The 18,709-nt window shown below is 67.8% G+C and carries 15 protein-coding genes and 1 pseudogene; 6 read left to right on the forward strand and 10 right to left on the reverse strand.

The window, feature by feature from the left end:
- Positions 1–254: 254 nt before the first annotated feature.
- A pseudogene (locus tag N4264_RS25680) lies at positions 255–614 on the reverse strand (tetratricopeptide repeat protein); the annotation flags it as partial.
- Positions 611–2,704 carry a tetratricopeptide repeat protein gene (locus tag N4264_RS01265; RefSeq protein WP_261695267.1) on the reverse strand — a complete coding sequence of 698 codons (2,094 nt, stop codon included), beginning with the start codon at positions 2,702–2,704 and terminating at the stop codon, positions 611–613. The pseudogene N4264_RS25680 and the gene N4264_RS01265, both read right to left, overlap by 4 nt.
- A gap of 149 nt (positions 2,705–2,853) precedes the next feature.
- Here N4264_RS01265 and N4264_RS01270 point away from each other — a divergent pair, with 149 nt between their 5' ends.
- A complete protein-coding gene (locus N4264_RS01270; RefSeq protein ID WP_261695268.1) occupies positions 2,854–4,335 on the forward strand; it encodes an AAA family ATPase in 1,482 nt (493 codons plus the stop codon).
- Between the two features lie 409 nt (positions 4,336–4,744).
- Here the strand turns inward: N4264_RS01270 and N4264_RS01275 are convergent, their stop codons facing one another.
- The 4 genes from N4264_RS01275 to N4264_RS01290 form a co-directional block, all read right to left on the reverse strand.
- Entirely contained in the window at positions 4,745–5,782 is a 1,038-nt protein-coding gene (locus N4264_RS01275) for a YheT family hydrolase (protein WP_261695269.1), read from the reverse strand.
- Positions 5,783–5,897: 115 nt separating this feature from the next.
- Positions 5,898–6,704: a lysophospholipid acyltransferase family protein gene (locus N4264_RS01280; protein WP_261695270.1), complete on the reverse strand. Its 807-nt coding sequence runs from the start codon at positions 6,702–6,704 to the stop codon at positions 5,898–5,900.
- Between the two features lie 72 nt (positions 6,705–6,776).
- The gene (locus tag N4264_RS01285) at positions 6,777–7,730 is read right to left on the reverse strand and encodes a serine/threonine protein kinase (RefSeq protein WP_261695271.1); all 954 of its coding nucleotides are present in this window, start codon (positions 7,728–7,730) and stop codon (positions 6,777–6,779) included.
- A complete protein-coding gene (locus N4264_RS01290) occupies positions 7,727–8,164 on the reverse strand; it encodes a hotdog fold thioesterase (protein ID WP_261695272.1) in 438 nt (145 codons plus the stop codon). Before N4264_RS01290 ends, N4264_RS01285 begins: the two co-directional genes overlap by 4 nt.
- A 133-nt stretch (positions 8,165–8,297) precedes the next feature.
- On the opposite strand from N4264_RS01290, the gene N4264_RS01295 reads away from it, so the two are divergent.
- Positions 8,298–9,347: a CDP-6-deoxy-delta-3,4-glucoseen reductase gene (locus N4264_RS01295; RefSeq protein ID WP_261695273.1), complete on the forward strand. Its 1,050-nt coding sequence runs from the start codon at positions 8,298–8,300 to the stop codon at positions 9,345–9,347.
- A 110-nt stretch (positions 9,348–9,457) separates the two neighbouring features.
- Positions 9,458–10,021 (forward strand): DUF2845 domain-containing protein, encoded by a 564-nt coding sequence (locus N4264_RS01300; RefSeq protein WP_261695274.1) that lies wholly within the window; start codon positions 9,458–9,460, stop codon positions 10,019–10,021.
- A 621-nt stretch (positions 10,022–10,642) separates the two neighbouring features.
- Here the strand turns inward: N4264_RS01300 and N4264_RS01305 are convergent.
- The 4 genes from N4264_RS01305 to N4264_RS01320 all read right to left on the reverse strand — a co-directional run bounded on the left by N4264_RS01305 (position 10,643) and on the right by N4264_RS01320 (position 17,121).
- Positions 10,643–13,441, reverse strand: a complete 2,799-nt coding sequence (locus N4264_RS01305; protein ID WP_261695275.1) for a TonB-dependent receptor plug domain-containing protein — start codon at positions 13,439–13,441, stop codon at positions 10,643–10,645.
- A 416-nt stretch (positions 13,442–13,857) separates the two neighbouring features.
- Positions 13,858–15,123: a heme biosynthesis HemY N-terminal domain-containing protein gene (locus tag N4264_RS01310; RefSeq protein ID WP_261695276.1), complete on the reverse strand. Its 1,266-nt coding sequence runs from the start codon at positions 15,121–15,123 to the stop codon at positions 13,858–13,860.
- Positions 15,120–16,127 (reverse strand): uroporphyrinogen-III C-methyltransferase, encoded by a 1,008-nt coding sequence (locus tag N4264_RS01315; protein ID WP_261695277.1) that lies wholly within the window; start codon positions 16,125–16,127, stop codon positions 15,120–15,122. The genes N4264_RS01310 and N4264_RS01315 overlap by 4 nt, the downstream gene beginning before the upstream one ends.
- Positions 16,128–16,320: 193 nt before the next feature.
- Positions 16,321–17,121: a uroporphyrinogen-III synthase gene (locus N4264_RS01320; protein ID WP_261695278.1), complete on the reverse strand. Its 801-nt coding sequence runs from the start codon at positions 17,119–17,121 to the stop codon at positions 16,321–16,323.
- Positions 17,122–17,210: 89 nt separating this feature from the next.
- Here N4264_RS01320 and N4264_RS01325 point away from each other — a divergent pair, with 89 nt between their 5' ends.
- The 3 genes from N4264_RS01325 to N4264_RS01335 all read left to right on the forward strand — a co-directional run bounded on the left by N4264_RS01325 (position 17,211) and on the right by N4264_RS01335 (position 18,709).
- The gene (locus N4264_RS01325; RefSeq protein ID WP_261695279.1) at positions 17,211–17,702 is read left to right on the forward strand and encodes a YiiD C-terminal domain-containing protein; all 492 of its coding nucleotides are present in this window, start codon (positions 17,211–17,213) and stop codon (positions 17,700–17,702) included.
- A 53-nt stretch (positions 17,703–17,755) separates the two neighbouring features.
- Complete coding sequence (locus N4264_RS01330) at positions 17,756–18,181, forward strand: hypothetical protein (protein WP_261695280.1); 426 nt, start codon at positions 17,756–17,758, stop codon at positions 18,179–18,181.
- A gap of 87 nt (positions 18,182–18,268) precedes the next feature.
- Positions 18,269–18,709 (forward strand): rhodanese-like domain-containing protein, encoded by a 441-nt coding sequence (locus N4264_RS01335; protein WP_261695281.1) that lies wholly within the window; start codon positions 18,269–18,271, stop codon positions 18,707–18,709.

Genomic DNA, 18,709 nt, shown 5'->3' on the forward strand with positions numbered 1-18,709 from the left:
ATGCCCGTGTCGCCCAGGTACAGCGACAGGGCCGCATCGACCCGGCGCAGGTCGTCTGCGCCGTAACGCACACGCAACGGTTCGATGGCGGCACCGAACAGCGTGCGGCGACCGTCGTTGATCTGGCGGATCGCATGGGTGACCAGGGGGCGGATCGGCGCCGGCGTGGTCGCCGGATCAAGCCAGCGGCCATTGGCCTGGGCATCACGCACGGCCCGGAAATACTGCACCAGCGCGGCCGATGCATCGCCGGTCTGCTCCAGGCTGTTGGCCAGGTGCGCGCGCCCCAGGAAGAACTGGGGCGCCTGTGCGATCAGGGCCGTCAGCGGCGCCAGCGACGCGGCGAAGTCGCCCACGTGGCGCAGCGCGATGCCGAGATTCTTCAGCGTTTCCAGGTCATCCGGTGCAGCCGCATGCGCCTGACGCAGAAGCGACAAGGCCTCGTCCGATCCACCCGCCGACAAGGCCATCATCCCGACGTAGTTCAGTGCCTCGACGTCGTCGGGCACCTGGTCGAGCAGCTGGCGGAACGTGGCCACTGCCGCGGCGGCATGGCCGCCCCGGGCGGAATCGCGCGCCGTCTGGCGCAGATGCTCGTAGGCGGCGACGGTCATGATGTAGCCGCGGCGAGGGCGTTGAAGGCCGCGTGCAGATCCTGCTCGTAGGCTTTCCAGCGACCAGCCGGCAGACCAAGCGGCAACCCGCCCAGGCCGCGATGCGCCGATCCGGCGACCAGTCCGTCGCGCCCCAGCACCCGCGCCAGCGACGCGCCCGCGGTGGCGGGATCAGCCAGTATCGCGTCGGCGTCGACCCGTTCCACCTGCAGCCCATCGATGGACCGCGCCGCCGCCAGATGTGCAGTGGCCGTGGCCAGCCATCGTGCGGACATCAGCGGCTCGATGACCGGGAAGCCCGGCATCCAGCCATAGGCCAGCCAGTTGATCAGAAGATCCTGCGGCGCCCGGTCGACCACGATGAGCGTGGCATCCGGGAACGCTTCGCGCAGCAGTGGCAGGAAGCGGGCGTCCCAGCGCAGCAGCCAGTCGACGGTGACGGTGGCGGCGGGATCCTGGACCAGACGCTCCAGCTCCTGCGAATAGCGCGCACGGATTTCAGCGACCGCCTCGGGGGCGAGGCCGGCCAGATACCGGTCGAAGGTGGGCGCTGCGAAATCGTCCGCGCGCGGAGAAACCCCGAAGGCGCGGTCGCGCAGGACCTGCACGCCCGGCTGTTCCGACAGGAGCGCGGCGACACGCTCGACCATGCTGCCCGGCAAGCCGACCAGGAACACCCGGCGCGGACCCGCAGCATCGGCCCTGGCAACCGGACGGGCGAGCGCCGCGGCGAGATCGTCCGGTACCGCTTCGAGCGCATGCACGGCGGTCGGTGCGCTGGCCTGCGCGTCGATCCAGGCGCGAACTGCGGTAGCGGTGTCGCCGCGACTGTCGCTCACGACGCCGTAGAGGTGCGCCGCCTGCATCGCCTGGCCAGGTTGCAGGGACAGCTCATGCAGGCCATTGAGCAGGGAAAGTGCCGCCGCGGCATCGCCGTCGCGGTACGCCGCGCGGGCGCGCAGCAGGATGAGTTCGACGTCCTTGGGGAAAACCGACGTGATCTGCGACGCCAGTGCCTGTGCGTTGGCGTTGTCACCCAGGCGCTCGCACAACAGCGCCATGCGCAGGCGCGGGAAGGGATCGGTCGGCTGCTTCTGCGCGATGCGCGACCAGATCGCCAACGCTTCGGCATGGCGGCCCATCGCCATGTGGTGATCGGCCAGGCCCGCCATCACCGGCAGGCTTTCGGGGTAGTTGGCAAGGTAGTCGTGGTAGACCTTGAGTGCATCCGCATCGCGGCCCATGGCGCCCAGGCACCAGGCCATCGAGTGCACGGCGCGCGGCTGCGCCGGTTCCAGCGCCAATGCCCTCCCGTAGCGTTCCACGGCCAGTTCCAGGCGGCCGCTGGCCCGCGCGGCATCGGCCAGGCCGAAGGCGGCGATGGCGCGCTGACCAGGCGCCTCGGCCAGCACCGAGAGCACCGCCTCGCCTTCCTCGATGCGCTGGGTCTCGATCAGGATCTGGCCCAGCAGGTGCCGCGCCGGATGCAGCTCGGGCGCGAGGCTCAGGGCATTGCGGGCGGCCTGTTCGGCGAAGGTCGGATTCCCGTTCAGGTACAGGGCGCGCGCCAGGGCCAGCTGGATGGTCGGATCACGCGGCGACAGTTCGCCGGCGCGGGTGAGGTAAGACAGCGATTTCTGCAGGTCGCCGCGATCCATCAGCAGGCGCCCGAGGCCGGCGAGGGCCTGGGTATCCTCGTCGGACAGGCGCAGCGCGGTGCGGTAAAGCGATTCGGCGCGGGTGTCATCGCCGGACAGGCGCGTGACCTGGGCCAGCAGGGTATAGGCGCCCGCCTGGTTGGGGTCGAGCTTCACCGTCTGTTCGAGCAGGACGCGCGACCCGACGGTGTCGCCTTCCAGCAGCGAAATGCCGGCCAGTTCCAGCAGGATGTCGGTGCGGGTCGGCGCCAGTACGCGGGCGCGGTCGAGCAGCAGTCGCGCCTCGATCCGGTCATTGCGCTGGCGCCGCAGGACGCCCAGCAGGTGCAGCACGTCGACGTTTTCCGGCTGGCTGGACAACAGGGCGCGGTAGCCGGATTCGGCCTCGTCAAGACGGCCGTCGCGGTGAAGTTGGGCGAGTTCCTGGAACATGGGGCTTTCGACGTGGGACGGGCGCGGCGCCCGGAGCCGGCCATTATGCCGCAGCGGGCTGCGGGGCGCAGACGCTGCGCCGCCGGGCGGTCCCCGGGTGCCCCTGCCGGTGCGCCAATGTCCTGCAATAGCACTAAGATGCGCGCTCTATGTCGACCAGCCATGATGATCTCGTCACCCTCCTGCGCGCGGAAACGCCCCTGCTGGCCATCGAGACCAGCGAGGAATCGCGCGCCATCGACAGCTTTCGCCACGCGGTGGGCGACGTGTTGCTGCCGCTGTTCCGGTGGAGCATCACCGATGGGCTGAAGCGCCTGGATATGGATGACGATGACGAGCCGGCGCTGGCGCCGGATGCGTCCTACACGCTCCAGGCGATCCGGCAGAATCCGCGGCGCAGCATCTACCTGCTGCTCGATTTCAACCCGTACCTGCGTTATCCGATGGCACTGCGCCTGCTGCGCGAGATCGTGCAGCGCCAGGGCACCGCGCCGCATACGCTGGTGCTGATCGCGCCGAAGCTGGAGATTCCCGAAGATCTCACCGCCTACATCACGCGCATCGGCCTGAGCCTTCCGGATGCCAAGGCCGTCGCCGACGTGCTGCGCGCGGAAGCCTTCAATTATTCCCGCGAGACGGGCAAGCGCGTGGAAGTGGACGCCGCCGCCGCCAAGGTGATGGTGCGCAACCTGATCGGACTGAACCTGTCGGATGTGCGCCAGATCGTGCGCCAGCTGGTCTGGCGCGACGGTGCGTTGACTGCCGCTGACCTACCGGAATTGTCCAAGGCCAAGTTCGAACTGCTCAACCGCGACGGCCTGCTCCACTTTGAGTATCACACCGCCCAGTTCACCGACGTGGCCGGACTGCAACGGCTCAAGACCTGGGTCGGCCAGCGCCGCGCCGCATTCCTGGGCGCCACGATGCCGATCAAGCTTGATCCACCGCGCGGCGTGCTGCTGCTGGGCGTACAGGGCTGTGGCAAGAGCCTTGCCGCCAAGGCCATCGCCGGTGGCTTCGGGGTGCCGCTGGCGCGGCTGGATTTCGGCTCGCTGTACAACAAGTTTCACGGTGAAACCGAACGCAACCTGCGCGCCGCGCTCAAGAACGCCGAGCTGCTTTCGCCCTGCGTGTTGTGGATTGACGAGATCGAGAAGGGCCTTGCTGGCGGCAGCAACGACGATGGCGTCTCGCGCCGCGTGCTGGGTTACCTGTTGACCTGGATGGCCGAACGCAAGGTGCCGGTGTTCCTGGTGGCCACCGCCAACCAGGTGCACGACCTGCCCGCCGAATTGCTGCGCAAGGGGCGCTTCGACGAAATCTTCTTCGTCGACCTGCCCACCGAATCCGCCCGCATCGAGATCTTCCGCCTGCACCTGGCCAAGCGCGAAATCGACGCCTCTGGCTTCGACATCCCTTCCCTCGCCGCCGCCGCCGCCGGCTTCTCCGGCGCCGAGATCGAACAGGCTATCGTCGCCTCGCTCTATTCCGCCGCCGCCGAACGCCGCGCCCTCTCCCACGCCGACGTGCATCGTGAAATCGCCGCCACGCGCCCCTTGTCGGTGCTGATGGCCGAACAGGTGCAGGACCTGCGTGACTGGGCGAAGGAAAGGACTGTCAGCGCGGATTGAGTCGGGCTATGGCGTCACGCTTTTCCGCGTCGATGCGATCGATCAGCAGCTACGTCTTCTGTAGCGTCGGTTACCTGCCGGACTCACCGGGGCAGCGCCACGCCCACAGAGCCCTTGTAGGTTGGGCTGAGCGCCAGCGATGCCCGACACCGCCGGGCCTTCGGCAACGCCTAACGCTCGAAGGCCCGAGTCATTTCGTCGATGCCAGCTCCACTTTAAGCCGCGCGAATCCCGCGCGACGCTTTCTGTAGCCCGGGTTAACCCGCAGGGTTCACCCGGGGAAGGGCTGCGATCACGGTGGGCTGGCGGTTTGACACCCGAACACATCACGGCGCCTGGCAATGTCGGGCATCGCTGGCGCTCAGCCCAACCTGCAGAGATGCAAATGCGCCGTGACAAGGGTGGGGCGTCAGGGCGCCACGCGTCCGAACTTCACCGATATGTAGTCCTCTGTCCAGCTGCGCAGCGAAAAGTCGCGGATGAATCCGCAATGTCCGCCCGCAGGCGCGATCTCCAGCTCGGTGGATGCCGACAGCTTCAGATCGTGGAATCCTTCCACCGGAATGATCGGATCGTCCGCTGCGGTGAGGATTGTTGTCGGCACGGACAGATCGGCCAGCCGGTCGCCCGCGATGGAATAGCCATTGAGGTAAGCATCAAGCGAACCGAAATCGGTGTGGCGCTCGACCATCGTCGCGGTGAGTTCGCGCATCGAGACGTTGAGTTCCGATTCGGTGAAGCGCGCAGCCTCGGGAAACAGCGACTTCTTGCGCTTGAGCGAGTCGCGCCACTTGCGCATGAAATACGCGTGATAGAACCAGGGCGCCCGCTCGATGGCGTCGAGAATCGCCGGAGGGTGTACGGCGGGGCACACAGCCAGCGCGTAGCTCAACGGCAAACCCACCGCCGGCGCACGGAGCGCAATGCGCAGGGCGAAGTTTCCGCCGAGGGAAAATCCGGCGAGCACCAGCGGCCGCGACGGGAAGCGGCGCGCGACTTCCTGCACGGCACCGACCACTTCGTCCAGCCGACAGGAATGGAACAGCTCCGGATTCAGGTGGTGTGTATCACCGTGATCGCGGAAGTTCAGGCGGAAGACGTCCCATCCCTCGGACAGCAGCCGCGCGCCGGTGTGGAGCAGATAGCCCGATTGCACGCTGCCTTCCCAGCCGTGCAACAGGATCGCAAGGCCACGCGCCGTTTCGCGCACGGCCTGCGCGGAGTAGAAGCCCTGCAGGCGCACGCCGTCACCGCAGTCAAGGATGTGTTCGACGGAGCCGGTTTCCAGCGCCTGACGCCGGCGCCGGAACAGCCAGCGTCGTACGCCGCTGGAGGCGAGCACCGATTGCAGGTGGGCGTTGCGCAACAGGCGATGGGGCAGGAAATCGGAGGCGTGCATCGACATGGGCGTGGGCGGTGTCCGGTCAGTCCGACGGGTAAGACTCATCGCACATCCGTGGCGCACGCGATGAGACGGCATTGCCGGGCCGCCAGTGCACCGCCCGGCGGCAGCGCCATTATCCGCCCGGCGGCCGCCAAACGCGACGATCAGCGCACGGCGCTTACTCGGCGTGGCCGAGCGCGTCGACGATCCGCGAGCGCGCGGTTTCCGCGGTACGGCGGCGTCCGTCATCGCTGGACGACAAGGGCTCGCAAAAGTGTACTTCGGCGCTCATCGACCGCCCGCCCAGCACACGCAGGAAGTTGGCCAGGAAGCTCTCACCCGGGCCAAACGGCACGGCCGGATCCTGGCGGCCGTTGTCACCGTACAGCAGTGCCACCGGCTGCACCGGCACGCCGGCATCGACCGCGACCTGGAAAATGCGCGCGTGAAAGGTCCGCACGTGCTCGCCCGAACCGGTACCGCCCTCCGGAAAAACCCCTACCGGCAGCCCCGAACGCAACCGTTCGACCATCACTTCCATCACCGACGCCAGCGAATGCCCGCTGCCGCGCTGGTGATAGATCGTGCCCGCGCGGCCCGCCAGCCAGCCCACAAGGGGCCAGCGGCTGATTTCCGCCTTGGCCACGAAGCACAGGAAGGCCTGGCTGTGCAGCAGTTCGATGTCCAGCCAGGAGACATGATTGGCGACAAACAGGGCCGCACCCGGCACTGGCTGGCCAAAACGCTTGACCTTGAAACCAAAGCAGCGCACCAGCCAGCGCGACCACCAACACACCATCCAGTGATCCAGCCGGTGCGGGCCGACACGGATCCTGGCGCCCAGCGGATTGATCACCAGCAGCGCCAGCGGCAGCGCAATCAGCACGTGCACCAGCAAAAGGGGTGCGCGTACCAGATACCGCAACGGTCGCAGGCGATCAGGGCGTGATGCGGTGGTCGTGGTGTCTTCGGCGGCGGCATTCATCTGCCGAACTGTAACCAAGCGCGCCATTCCGCGCCACGGAATACGCCTGGCCCGCCGCTTTGCGGCGTGTTTTCATTCACTGTCGGTCATGCGCGCGGCGGCGTCCTGCAGGTCGTTGACGTGCTGCTCCCACCAGCGCGCTTCGCCGACGAAGGCAAACGCGGCCGGAAACGCCGGATCGTGCCAGCGCGCGGCGATCCAACCAGCCCAGTGGATCTGCCGCAGCAGCCGCAGCGGTTCGATCAAGGCGAGCTCTGCCGGGTCAAAATCCCGGAATTCGACGTAGCCCTCCAGCAGCAGGTCCAGGCTGCGCCGGTCGGCTGCGAGCATCCACAGATCCTGCACGGCCGGGCCCATGCGGGCATCGTCCAGGTCGACGAAATGCGGGCCATCGTCGGTCCACAGGACATTGCCGGGATGGCAATCGGCATGCAGCCGCAGCGTGCGCGGCTCCACCGCCGCGAAGACCGCGGCCAGCGGCGCCGCCAGCGCATTGATGACGCTCCGGTAACGCCGTTCCAGGCCAGGCGGCAGCAGTCCTGATCCTTCCACGGCCGCGGCCGCGTCGCGATGGAAGGTGTTCAAGTCGATCGCACCGCGATGGCGGAATGCACCGCGCGCACCGACGCTGTGGATTCGTGCGATCAGCCGGCCCATCCAGGCCAGGTGATCGGCCGACTCCAGCAGCGGCGCGCGTCCGCCCCTGCGCGGATACAGGGCCACCCGGAAGCCCTCGACGTGATGCAAGGTACGGCCTTCGATGGACAGTGGCGCGACGATCGGCAACTCCGCGGCGACCAGTTCCGCAGCGAAGGCATGCTCCTCGGCGATGGCCGAGTCGGTCCAGCGTCCGGGTCGATAGAACTTGGCGACAACGGGCGCGGCATCCTCGATGCCGACCTGGTACACGCGATTTTCAAAGCTGTTGAGCGCGAGCAGGCGGCCGTCGGTGAACAGGCCGAGGGCTTCCACCGCCGCCAGCACGCGTTGCGGGCTCAGCTGCTCATAGGGGGCCTCGACGCTCATCCCGCTGACTCGCGGCGGGCCACGACCGCCATCGTCAGGCGCGAGATGCACGACAGCTGGCCGGTATCGTCCACGATGCGGATCTCCCACACCTGTGTCGTGCGGCCCCGATGAAGCAGCCGCGCGGTGCCCGTGACCTGGCCCTGGTGAACCGGGCGCACGTGGTTGGCGTTGATTTCCAGACCCACGGCCAGCTCGCGCTGGCTGTCGACGGTGAGATTGGCCGCCAGGCTTCCCAGCGTCTCGGCCAGCAATACCGACGAGCCGCCATGCAGAAGACCGAAGGGCTGGCGGGTGCGGCCGTCGACCGGCATGGTGCCGGTGACGTGGTCCGGCCCGACCTCGGTGATGCGGATGCCCAGGGAAGCGGCCGCTGTGTCGCGGTTCCACCCGTTGATGGTGTCCAGGTCAGGCAGGTGGTGCCACAGCGTCATCAGGTCGGCCCGTCGGGAAAAGACGCATTACACCGGTTCGGCGGGCGTGGCGGAAGGGCGAGGGCCGCCGCCGCGCCCTTCATCCGCTGCCGACATTGGGCGACAATCGCCGGTCACCACAGCGGAAGTGCGCGTGCATACCGTCACCCTGCAGGCCAGCGGCAAGCGATTTGAAGTCCGCGCCGATGAAACCGTCCTGGAAGCCGCGCAGCGGGCCGGGCTGGCCCTGCCCTATTCGTGCCTGGCGGGCGTATGTGGCAGCTGCAAGGCGAGCCTCGTCGAAGGCGAGGTGTGCTATCCGCGCAACCCGCCCAGTGCGCTCAATGCCTCCGAGCAGGCACGTCACCAGGTATTGCTGTGCCAGGCCGTACCGCGCGGCGACCTGACCCTGCTCGCCCGGGAAGTCGCCTCGGTGGCGGATATCCCCAAGCGCATGCTGGCGCTGCGCCTGCAGCACAAGCAGCTGCTCGCTCCCGACGTCATGCAGCTGTTGCTGCAACCGGCGCGCGGCGAGCGCCTGACGCGGCTGCCGGGCCAGTACCTCGACGTCCTCCTGCCCGATGGCAAGCGCCGCGCCTTTTCCATCGCCAACGCGCCGCACACGGACGACCGGATCGAGCTGCACATCCGGCATGTCGCCGGGGGCGGATTCACCGGCCAGGTGTTCGAGTCGCTGGCGCCGGGCGCCGTGCTGCGCGTGGAGGGGCCGCTGGGCACCTTCGTGCCGCGCGAGGATTCCGAACGCCCGATGCTCTTCGTCGCGGGCGGCACCGGCTTTGCGCCGGTGAAAGCGCTGATCGAGCACTTCCTGCACCTGGGGACGCGCCGCACGATGACTCTCTACTGGGGGGCGCGCCATGCCGCGGATCTCTACCAGGCCGCCCTGCCCCGGCAGTGGGCTGCCGAGCATGCGAACTTCCACTACCACCCGGTGGTCTCCGATCCGCAGTTTGCGCACGGCCTGCGCAGCGGCCTGGTTCACGAGGCCGTGGCGGAGGATCTTCCCGATCTTTCCGCCTGCGATGTGTACATGAGCGGCCCGCCGGCCATGATTGACGCCGGACGACGCTGCTTCGTGGAAGCGGGCCTGCCGGAAGAGCGGCTCTACTACGACAGCTTTGACTACGCGCCGGATGTGCTGGCGGAAATCCTGCGCAACCGCGCCGGAATCCACGGACTGTAGCGACGCTTGCGGCATCGCCGGAACGTTCTTCCAGAACGGGTTGGCGTGTGGTGTGATCGGAAAGACGCTCTGGCAAGCCCCATCCGAATCGTTTTGACAGGAGTCCGGTCATGTTCCGCTGGTTGGTCCTTCCCGCCCTGCTCCTGGCCACCACGCCAGCGATGGCTTTGCGCTGCGGCAGCCGTATCGTGCAGGAGGGCGACCGCGACGGCTCGGTCCGCGAGCGCTGCGGCATGCCGTACTACGTGGATCGCTACTACAGCGTGGATGTGCACGGTGCTGACGGCCCGTACGAACGCCAGATCGAAAACCAGTACGACGCCTGGTACTACAACTTCGGTCCGCGCAAGCTGCTGGTGCGCCTGGTCTTCCACAACGGCCGGTTGCAGAGCGAGGAAACCCTCGGCTACGGAGTCAACCAGATCGGCGACAGCTGCCACCTCGACACCGCGCCCTCCGGCACCTCCGCCGGCGAAATCGTTGCCTGGTGCGGCGAGCCGGCCTCTCGCCGCAACCTGCGCGAAGCCGAGATCCGTCGCGACGGCCGCGGCAATGAGCGCTACCGGCCCATTCGCCTGGAAGAATGGACCTACGACTTCGGCGACGACCGCTTCCTGCGCATCCTCACCTTCCGCAATGGCAACCTGCAGGGCGTGAGCGTGGAGCGGCGCTAGGCGCTGGCCCGGCGAGTTTTTCAACGGCCTCATTGAAGCCGAGTACAGTGCTTTCGATTCTGTAGCCCGGGTAAGCGCAGCGCACCCGGGGTGAATCACGATTGCCGTCTACACATCGTCACCCACACGACGTGGCGCATCTTCTGACGTCGACGCACGTTCACCCCGGGTGAACCCTGCGGGTTGACCCGGGCTACAGCAGGCGTAGCGATGTCAGCTTCTTGCCGTTGCCGTTGCTTCTGCGCGCAGGATGCGCGCCGCTTCTAAATGGGGCCCCATTAGGGTTGGCGAGGCCCCGTAGGATAGCCGCCGGAGGCGGGCGCGCACAGGGATGTGCGCGAGTTTGGTGCAGGGCCAGGATGGCCCTTCACCAAACCCCGGAGGGGACTCGCGTAGTGCCTGGCCATGGATGGCCAGGCACCAACCCGCCTGGGGTGTGCTTTCTCTTGCTTACTTCTCTTTGCACAAGCAAAGAGAAGTAAGTCGGCTGGCCGAAGGACAGACGAAACGCTCTTGCCTTCTGATGCCCAAATACACCAATGCGCCCGGCGATGTCGGGCATCGCTGCAGCGAAGCCCAACCTACAGAAGACGCAGTGCGCCTGGCGCGGTGCCGACGACGTTACTCCGCCCGTCCCAGCCGATAGTCAATCTCAACCCACACCTGCCTGCCGTACGGGTTGTAGTTGCCGGTGAAGTAGAACGGCCAGCCACTGGTATCCACCGGCGGACGCGAATTGCGGATGTTGTTCACCGCCAGCTTGAGTGCGAGGTTCTTGTCGACCTGGTAGCCGACGCTGCCGTTGTAGCGCACCACCGGAGCGATACGGCCGGTGCCGTAGTTGTTCGAGATCGTTCCGTAGCGCAGCGCGTAGAGGTTGGCGTTCCATGCGCCGATACTCCAGCTGATGGTGCCGTCGACCTTGCTGCGCCAGTTGCTGGAGTTGAGCGAATTGCGGTAGTCGAAGTATTCGTCGGTGGAGAACTGGCGGTACTTGTGCGAGATGACGAAGGTGCCGCCCAGGCCGAAGCGGAATTTGCCGAGGTGGTCGGTTTCAAGGCGGTAGTTGGCCTTCACGTCGACGCCGGCGGTGCGTTCGGTTGCGGCATTGATCGGATTGATCAGTACGCGCTGCACGGCATTGGGATCGATGTTGGCGTCGGGTGGATTGCGCAGCACGCGTGCGAGTGCGTCCTGGCACAGCGCGGAATGGATGTCACGCGCTTCGCCGCCCAGCGTCTGGCCCATCCGGCAGTCGGCCTCGTCGCGCAGGATGCCGCTGGAGCTGAGGTTGGTCACCTGGTCGCTGAGGTCGATGTTGTAGTAGTCCGCAGAAAGGTCAAATTCCGCCGATGGCGACCAGACGGCGCCGAAGCCGAAGGATTCGCCGTTCTCCGATTTCAGGTCAGCCGTGCCGCGGCTGGTGTAGTTGATATTCAGGCCGTTGTAGTCGCAGTCGTCGTACGGCTGGTTGGCGAGGCGGCAGCGGTAGTAGTCGGTCATGCCAGGGTTATAGCCGCGGGTTTCCGGCGCGAAGATGTAGTTCATGTCCGGCGCGCGGAAGCTGGTGGCGTAGTTGCCGCGCAGCAGCACCGTGTCGTGCGGGCGGAACTCCAGGCCCAGGTTGTAGGTGAACTTGCCATCCTCGCGGCCGGCGAAGCGGTATTCGTCGTAACGTCCGGCGGTCGACACGGTCAGGCGCGACCACAGCGGCAGTTTCAGTTCCGCGCCTGCGGCAAAACGGTCGCGGCTGCCGTTCGCAATGATGCCCGCGCTGGTGTTCCAGAACGTGCCATTGCCCAGGCGCGGATCCGGTTCGTTGGCGAACGACTGCGTGCCCACTTCCGCCACCGCGGCAAATCCCGCGTTGCCGCCGGGAAGCGCGAACAGCTCGCCGTTGATGCTGGCCGAGACGTTCTGAGTCGACGAGTCGTTATGACTGGTGTAGTGCCCGGTCAGTGCCTTGTACTCGGCGGGCGTGAGCGCCGTGAACAGCCGCGCCGGATTCGGCGCGTAGACCGGGATGCCGTCGCGATCGCCCAGGCGCGGGCCGAGGAAGAATTCATCCAGCCCGGCCAGGAAGGTGCGCCGGCGCGTGGCGTTGGCGTACTCGGACCGGTTCGCGACGATCTCGTAGGCCCAATCGCCATCGGCCAGCGAACCGTTCACGCCAGTGCTGATATTCCAGGAGCGCTCGAAGTAGTGCGCATTGACCTGCTCGCGGCCGCCGATTTCCTCCGGCGCCAGGCGCCGGTACCATTTTTCATAGGTACTGGTTGTTTCGTTGTAGAAATAGTTGCCGGCGGACGTCCAGCTGGAGGGACGGGTGTTGTTGCGGATGCGGTCGACGCCGATCATCAGGTCGGCGAACCACTCAAGCTGGTCGTTAATGGGATAGCGCACGGCGCCGAAGGCGCTGACGTTGCGCTTGCCGGTCTGCACGGTCCAGTAGGTCGGCAGGGCCGTGGGCGAGCCGCAGTAGTACCCGTAGCGCGCGCTCTGCGCCCGCACCAGGGTGCCGTTGTAGAGATCGCCCAGGGCTTCGCAGGTACCTTCGCCCGGATCGAAGTAGCGGCCGGTGCGCGCATTGGAGCGGTAGAACGTCGCCGTCGGAAGCAGCACCGTATCCGGATTGGGATTGTCGAGGTAGGAGTCCATGAAATCGCGGTCCGTGCCCCAGATCGGCTGCCGGTCGGCCAGTTCGATCCCGAGCACCGCCTCCAGCGCGCCCCAGTGCTTGCCGCCGATCAGCTGCAGGCGCCGGTTCGCGCCGCCGCCCTCTTCCGTGCCGCCCAGACGCAGGTTGATGGCCAGCTCGTCGACGCGGCGCTTGAGGATGATATTGACCACGCCCGCGACCGCGTCCGAACCGTAGATCGCCGATGCGCCGCCACCCAGCACTTCGATGCGATCGATCATCGCGCTGGGGATATTGGCGAGGTTGACGAAGTTGACCGAGCCTTCGTATGCGATCGGATAGTCGGCGACGCGCCGGCCGTTGATCAGCACCAGCGAATGGTTCGGGCCCAGCCCGCGCAGGTTGATCGTGTTCGCGGCCGCCGTGAAGGTGTTGCCGAAGTCCTCGCCCTGCACCGTGCCGGTGTTCTGGCTGAGTGAACTGATGGCATCGTAGGCATTGCGGAATCCCTGGCGATCGATCGCGGCACCGTCGATCACGATGACCGGCGAGGGACCCTCCACGGTCGCGCGCGGAATGCGCGAACCGGTGACGATGACTTGCGGAAGAGATTCGGCGGACCGGGTGTCCGGCGTCGCGCTGGCGGCCGAGGGGGCAGCTGATGGGTTCGGCGCGGCGTCGGCCGCCTCCGCCGGTGCGTCAGCCAGGGCGCCCGCCAGGGGCAGGAAGAGCAGCACAACACTTGCGCCAAGCCGCGCGCGCGGCGAGGTCGGGATTCGCATGCGGGGTTTCTCCAGGAAGGGAATTCGTCAGCGTCGCGGCCATCAAGGCCAGCTCGGCGGGGCGTCGGAGCATGCCCCTGCATCCCACCGGCCGGGAAATGGCCTGGCTCTATGCGCTTATGACGCAGTGCAGCACAAACGACTCACGGGATACGTTCCTTGTCAGTGCTCTGGTCGAGAAGATCGCGATTACGAACGCTGCCATCCGGCCCGTGGGGCAACGCGGCGCCCACATCGCGGGGCCGGCGAGGCAGCGCAACCTGCCCGCGTCGACTATAGGGCAGCCCTTCGTGCCCGAGCCATGCGTCGCCGCCAATTTGGCCATGCTACCGGTGGCGGAGCGCGCGATCGGAACAGGCAGCGGGACGTTCACGCCGCCCATCCCGCTCATGTGCGCAAAGCGCGTCCGGCAGGTGTCAGCCGACGCTGCCGGGCAGGCGCGGAACACCGTGTTCGCTGCGTTCCTCACCGATCAGTGCGCGCGTGTCGGGGACAGCCCGCGGCAATACCTGGGCAAGGCCGGGTACGGGCTCGCCACGCGCGCTACGCAAGGCGTTGCGGTAGCACGCCGTCGCCAGGGTGGCATCGCCATCGCCGGCGACGCAGTCGGCTAGGGCTTCCCAGGCCAGGGCACTGTCGTGCAGGGCCAGCGCCCGTTCCAGGTATTCGCGTCCCTTGCCCCACACCTGTGCCGCCGCGCACAGGCGGCCGAGCGCGACCAGCAGGGCCGGCGAATGCGGGTGTGCCTTGAGCCAGGATTCCGCCGTACGCAACCGCGCGGCCGCATCGGCGCCGGGCAGTTCGGCGTAGGCCAGCACGACCGGGTCGGACCAGTCTTTGCGCAGGTAGGCCTCGATCTCGCTCATGCCGGCCAGCGGCTGGCCCAGCGCGGCAATCCGCGTCGCGTACGCGACGAGTGCCGGCACGATGCGCCGCTGCCCCCGCGACAACGAGGCCCACAAGGTATTGAGATCCTCGGCGTTCGTCTGCGCCGACAGGGCGGCGGCGATCACCCGTGCCTCGATCGCCTCCAGGCGCGTGTGCGACAACGACTGGGTACGCGCCAGCGGCGTCAACGCGGCGAAGGCGGCATCGGCGTTGCCGATCGCCAATGCCGCTTCGATGTATTCCACCCACGCGGCGGGAACCAGCGTATTGGTGCGCGCTTCGGGTGCGAGTAACTCGAAGGCCTGGGCGTGCTCACCCTGCTCGCGCTTGAGCCGCGCCCGCAGGGTGAGGGCTGCCGCCGGCGCGGCCGCCGCGGCTTCGCCCAGCACCGCATCCACACGTGCGCTCTCCCCTTGCGCCAGTGCGGCGCGGGCAGCCGCCAGCAGGGCCGGTGCGCGCAGTTCGTGATATTGCGTGGCTCGTGCCAGTTCCTTCTCGGCGCGCTGGTAGCGGCCTTCGGTCAGCGCCACCAGGCCCGCGGCGAGCCGTTCGCGGCTCTTCTTGCGCGCACGGCGCGACCACAGGCGCAGCGGCCAGCGCGCCAGACGCCACGCGAGGGTCAATGCCGCCCAGGACAACGCCAGCGCGACGATCGCCAGCACCAGTGTCGTCTCCAGCGCGGTGTTGCCGTAGCGGATCAGCACGTAGCCCGGATTGGCCGCCACCCATTGGTAGCCGTAGGCCGCTGCCAGCATGGCGGCGACGAGGAGGAGCCCGGAAATCCAGTATTTCACGTCGGCTCACCTTCCGTCGGCGCGCGCCGGCGCTCGGCGTTGGTGGCGCGCAGGCGCCGCAGTTCCGCCAGCGCGGCACCCAGTTCGGGAGGCGTCGCCGGCGTGGCGGCCTGCAGCTTCCCGAGCGCCGACAGCGCGTCTTTCACAGGCACCGCTTGCGCATCGAACGCGACGGACAGCTGCGCCTTGGCATTCTTGACCGCGACCTGCAGCGCCTGGGGATTGCGCTCGAGCAGGGCCAGCTCGGCGGCGCGCAGATCCAGTCCGATCAGGCCGCGCAGCAGCGTGACGTCGTGCGGCGATGCGCCGCCGGCGTCGACGCGGCTGACGCGCACGAACTGGCCCAGCACGCGCCACAGGCGCGAATCGCCCTGGGATGCACCCGTATCTACAGGGCTGGCCGGCGGCAGCGACGGCAACGCGGCGCGGATCCGTTCCAGCTCGGCGATGCCGGCGCTGGCCGGCGCCGCCTGCACGGCCTGCAGGGCACGCTGTTCGACCGCGACGGTTTCGCGCACGGCGGCAAACGCCGGATCGGTCACCGTCGCCAGCGCGGCGTCGGCGATCGCGTAGGCGCGCACCGCCGATGCCGCATCGTTGAAAAGTTCGAAGCGCTCCTTGGCAAGAAGGAGAACCGTCTCGGCCTCCTCCAGCATCATCGCGTCGTGGCCGGACAGATGCCGCTCGGTCACGTTGGCGATGGCATCCTCGAGCACGCGGGCACGCTCGCTGACGCCGAGCACTTCTTCGCGCAGAGATTTGTTGACGTTCTCCGCGTCGATCAATCGCTGGCGCAGCTGATCGCGTTCGCGCCGCTCGGTCTCGACGCTGCGACGCAGGCCCTCCACGTCGACGGTGATCAGTTCCAGCGACTTCACCGCCTGCTCCGCGCCGCGGTTGATCGATGCGGCGCGCCAGAGCGCCACACCCGAGACGGCAAGCGCCAGCGTGCCGATCAGGAGCGCAGCGGAGCCGCCGCGGGAACGCGGCGGCGGTGAAGGCATGGCAGGGCGCGGTTCCGTTGCGACCGCGGGCGACGACGCAGGTGTCGCGGTATCCGGGGTATCCATAGGCATAGTCCGCATCGTACCGAAGAATCCAGCTGACGTGGCGCGCAGGGCCTGGTGCCGTGGTACCGGTCACGGTTGCCTGGATAGACCACCGTCCGTGGCAGGCTACAGTCGTCTTCGCCGTCGCCTACAGGCGATGTCGCGCCAGCGCCTGCGCGGCCGCCGTGAGCATGTCGTCCGTGACGGCTGACTTCGCCACGTGCACGCGGCCGAAGCCGTGCTCCCGCGCCAGCTCGCACAGGCGGCCGCTGCTGACCACGACTTCCGCCTCGCGCAGGGCAAGGACCAGCCCGGCCGGTAGTCCGGTTGCCAGATTGGCCAGCGCCTGCGCGCTGGACAACAGCAGGATGCGCGGCCGCGGCGCGGTGTCGAGGGCGGCAAAATGACGCCGGGTCCAGCGCGGCGCAGCGCGGCGGTAGACATCCACCTGTGCCACGTGCGCACCGCGGCGGCGCAGGGCGCCGGGCATCAGGTCACGTCCGCCAGGTGCGCCGATCACGGCGACGGCCGCACCGCGGACCGAACGCATCGCCGGCAGGGCCAGCAGGCCTTCGCTGTCCTGGCTGGTGGCAGGCTCGACCACGCGGGCGACGCCGCGACGCCGCAGGGCGGCAGCCGTTGCGCGTCCGACGGCGGCGACCTGGGTGCGCGCCGGGAAATGCAGGTTCGGCGCGAGTTGCCAGGCAAAGCGGACAGCCATGGGACTGACGAAAACAGCGATATTGGAACGCGCCGCCAGGTGCAACGCGGCACGCGCGGCTTCCGGATCCTCCGGGCCGCGCAGGCTCAGTCCGGGCAGCGCGATGCCCTCGCCGCCCAGCGCGCGGATGCGCCGCAGCACGGCATCGGCGGAACCGCTCGGACGGGTCACGATGACGCCCGCGCCGGTCAGGTCGGGACCCCGTTCAGGGGATTGTGGATACGCCATGGAATGGTCCTTTCGGCCGGAAAACGGCTTGTGGGTCGACCGGCGGCATGGCACCGTGCGCGCCCCGCTTGCCTGTCGTCCCGTCTGTCATGAGTGCCGTTCTCGTCAACGCGCTGGAGCGCGAAATCCTCTCGGAGATCCCCCTGGCCCGCGCAATGGAGTTGCGCGTGGATCGCACTGCCGGTGACCGCATCGTACTGGCGGCGCCGCTCGGCCCCAACATCAATGACAAAGGCTGCGCCTTTGGCGGCAGTTTGGCCAGTGTGCTGACGCTGTCGGGCTGGGCCCTGATCGTGCTGCGGCTACGCGAGGCCGGCCACGATTGCGATGTATACGTGCAGGATTCGCAACTGCGTTACCTCGCGCCGGTGTGGGGCGAGATCCGCGCCGAGGCCCGGGTGGCCGACGGCGACAGCTGGGACAGTTTCCTGGGCATGATCAACGCCCGCGGCAAGGGGCGCCTGCGCGTCGTCGCCGTGGTCGCCGACGCAAACGGCCAGCCGGCAACCACCCTGGAAGCCCGCTTCGTGGCGCTGCGGCGTGAACCGGCGGTCCAGGCCGCGCGTGCCGGGGTTGGCTGAAAACCGCGCCCCAGTACGGCACAATCCGGCCGATCAACACCGCGGAGGTGGCTATGTCACGCTGGATCAAGGCGATGCTTGCGGCTGTGTTCGTGCTCTTGTCGCTCGCTGGCACCGCCCAGGCGCGCAGCAAGAAGGACAAAGCGCTCGACCAGACGCTCATGGACTACGCCGCCACGCTGCGCTGGAGCGGGTTCGAACAGGGCCTGGCCTTCATCGACCCGGCCTGGCTCAAGGAACACCCCATCTCCGGCGTGGACCTGGCGCGTTACCGCCACGTCCGGGTCAGCTACTACCACGCCCAGTCGCCCGTGCAGGTCAGCAAGACCGAAATCCGCCAGCTGGTCGAGATCGGCGTCATCAACCAGCACACCCAGTCCGAACGCTCGGTGATCGACCGCCAGACCTGGCGCTGGGACGAGAAGGGCAAGCGCTGGTGGCTGATGAGCGGTCCGCCGGACCTGACCCAGCGCAACTGACCGGCCTCCCCTGCCACGCCGCCGCTAGGCGGCCGGCGCGTCGTGGCCGATAATCGCCGGTCCCCGAGCCCGAACCGGTTTTGCGCAATGTCCGAGTTTCTGCAGCACCTGCCTGTCTTCATCCAGGCCCATCCGATCCTGTCGATGGCCTTCGTCGGCATCCTGTTCGCCCTGATCAGCCTGGAAGCCAGCCGGCTGTTCCGCGGCTACAAGGAAGTCACGCCGGCGCAGCTGACCCAGCTGATCAACAAGGAAAACGCCTTGCTGGTCGACGTCTCGCCCCAGGCGGATTTCGACAAGGGGCACATCCCGACTTCGCGCAACGTCGCGATGGCCCAGTTTGATCCGGAACACAAGGACCTGGCCAAGGTGAAGGAATTGCCCGTCGCGGTGGTCTGCCGCAACGGCCAGACCTCCTCGGGCGCCGCCTCGCGCCTGGTCAAGGCCGGCTTCAAGAAGGTCTACACCCTGGGCGGCGGCGTGGCCGCGTGGACCCAGGCCGACCTTCCGCTGGCCAAGCGCAAGTAG

The organism is Tahibacter amnicola (assembly GCF_025398735.1).
Classification (GTDB): Bacteria; Pseudomonadota; Gammaproteobacteria; order Xanthomonadales; family Rhodanobacteraceae; genus Tahibacter; species Tahibacter amnicola.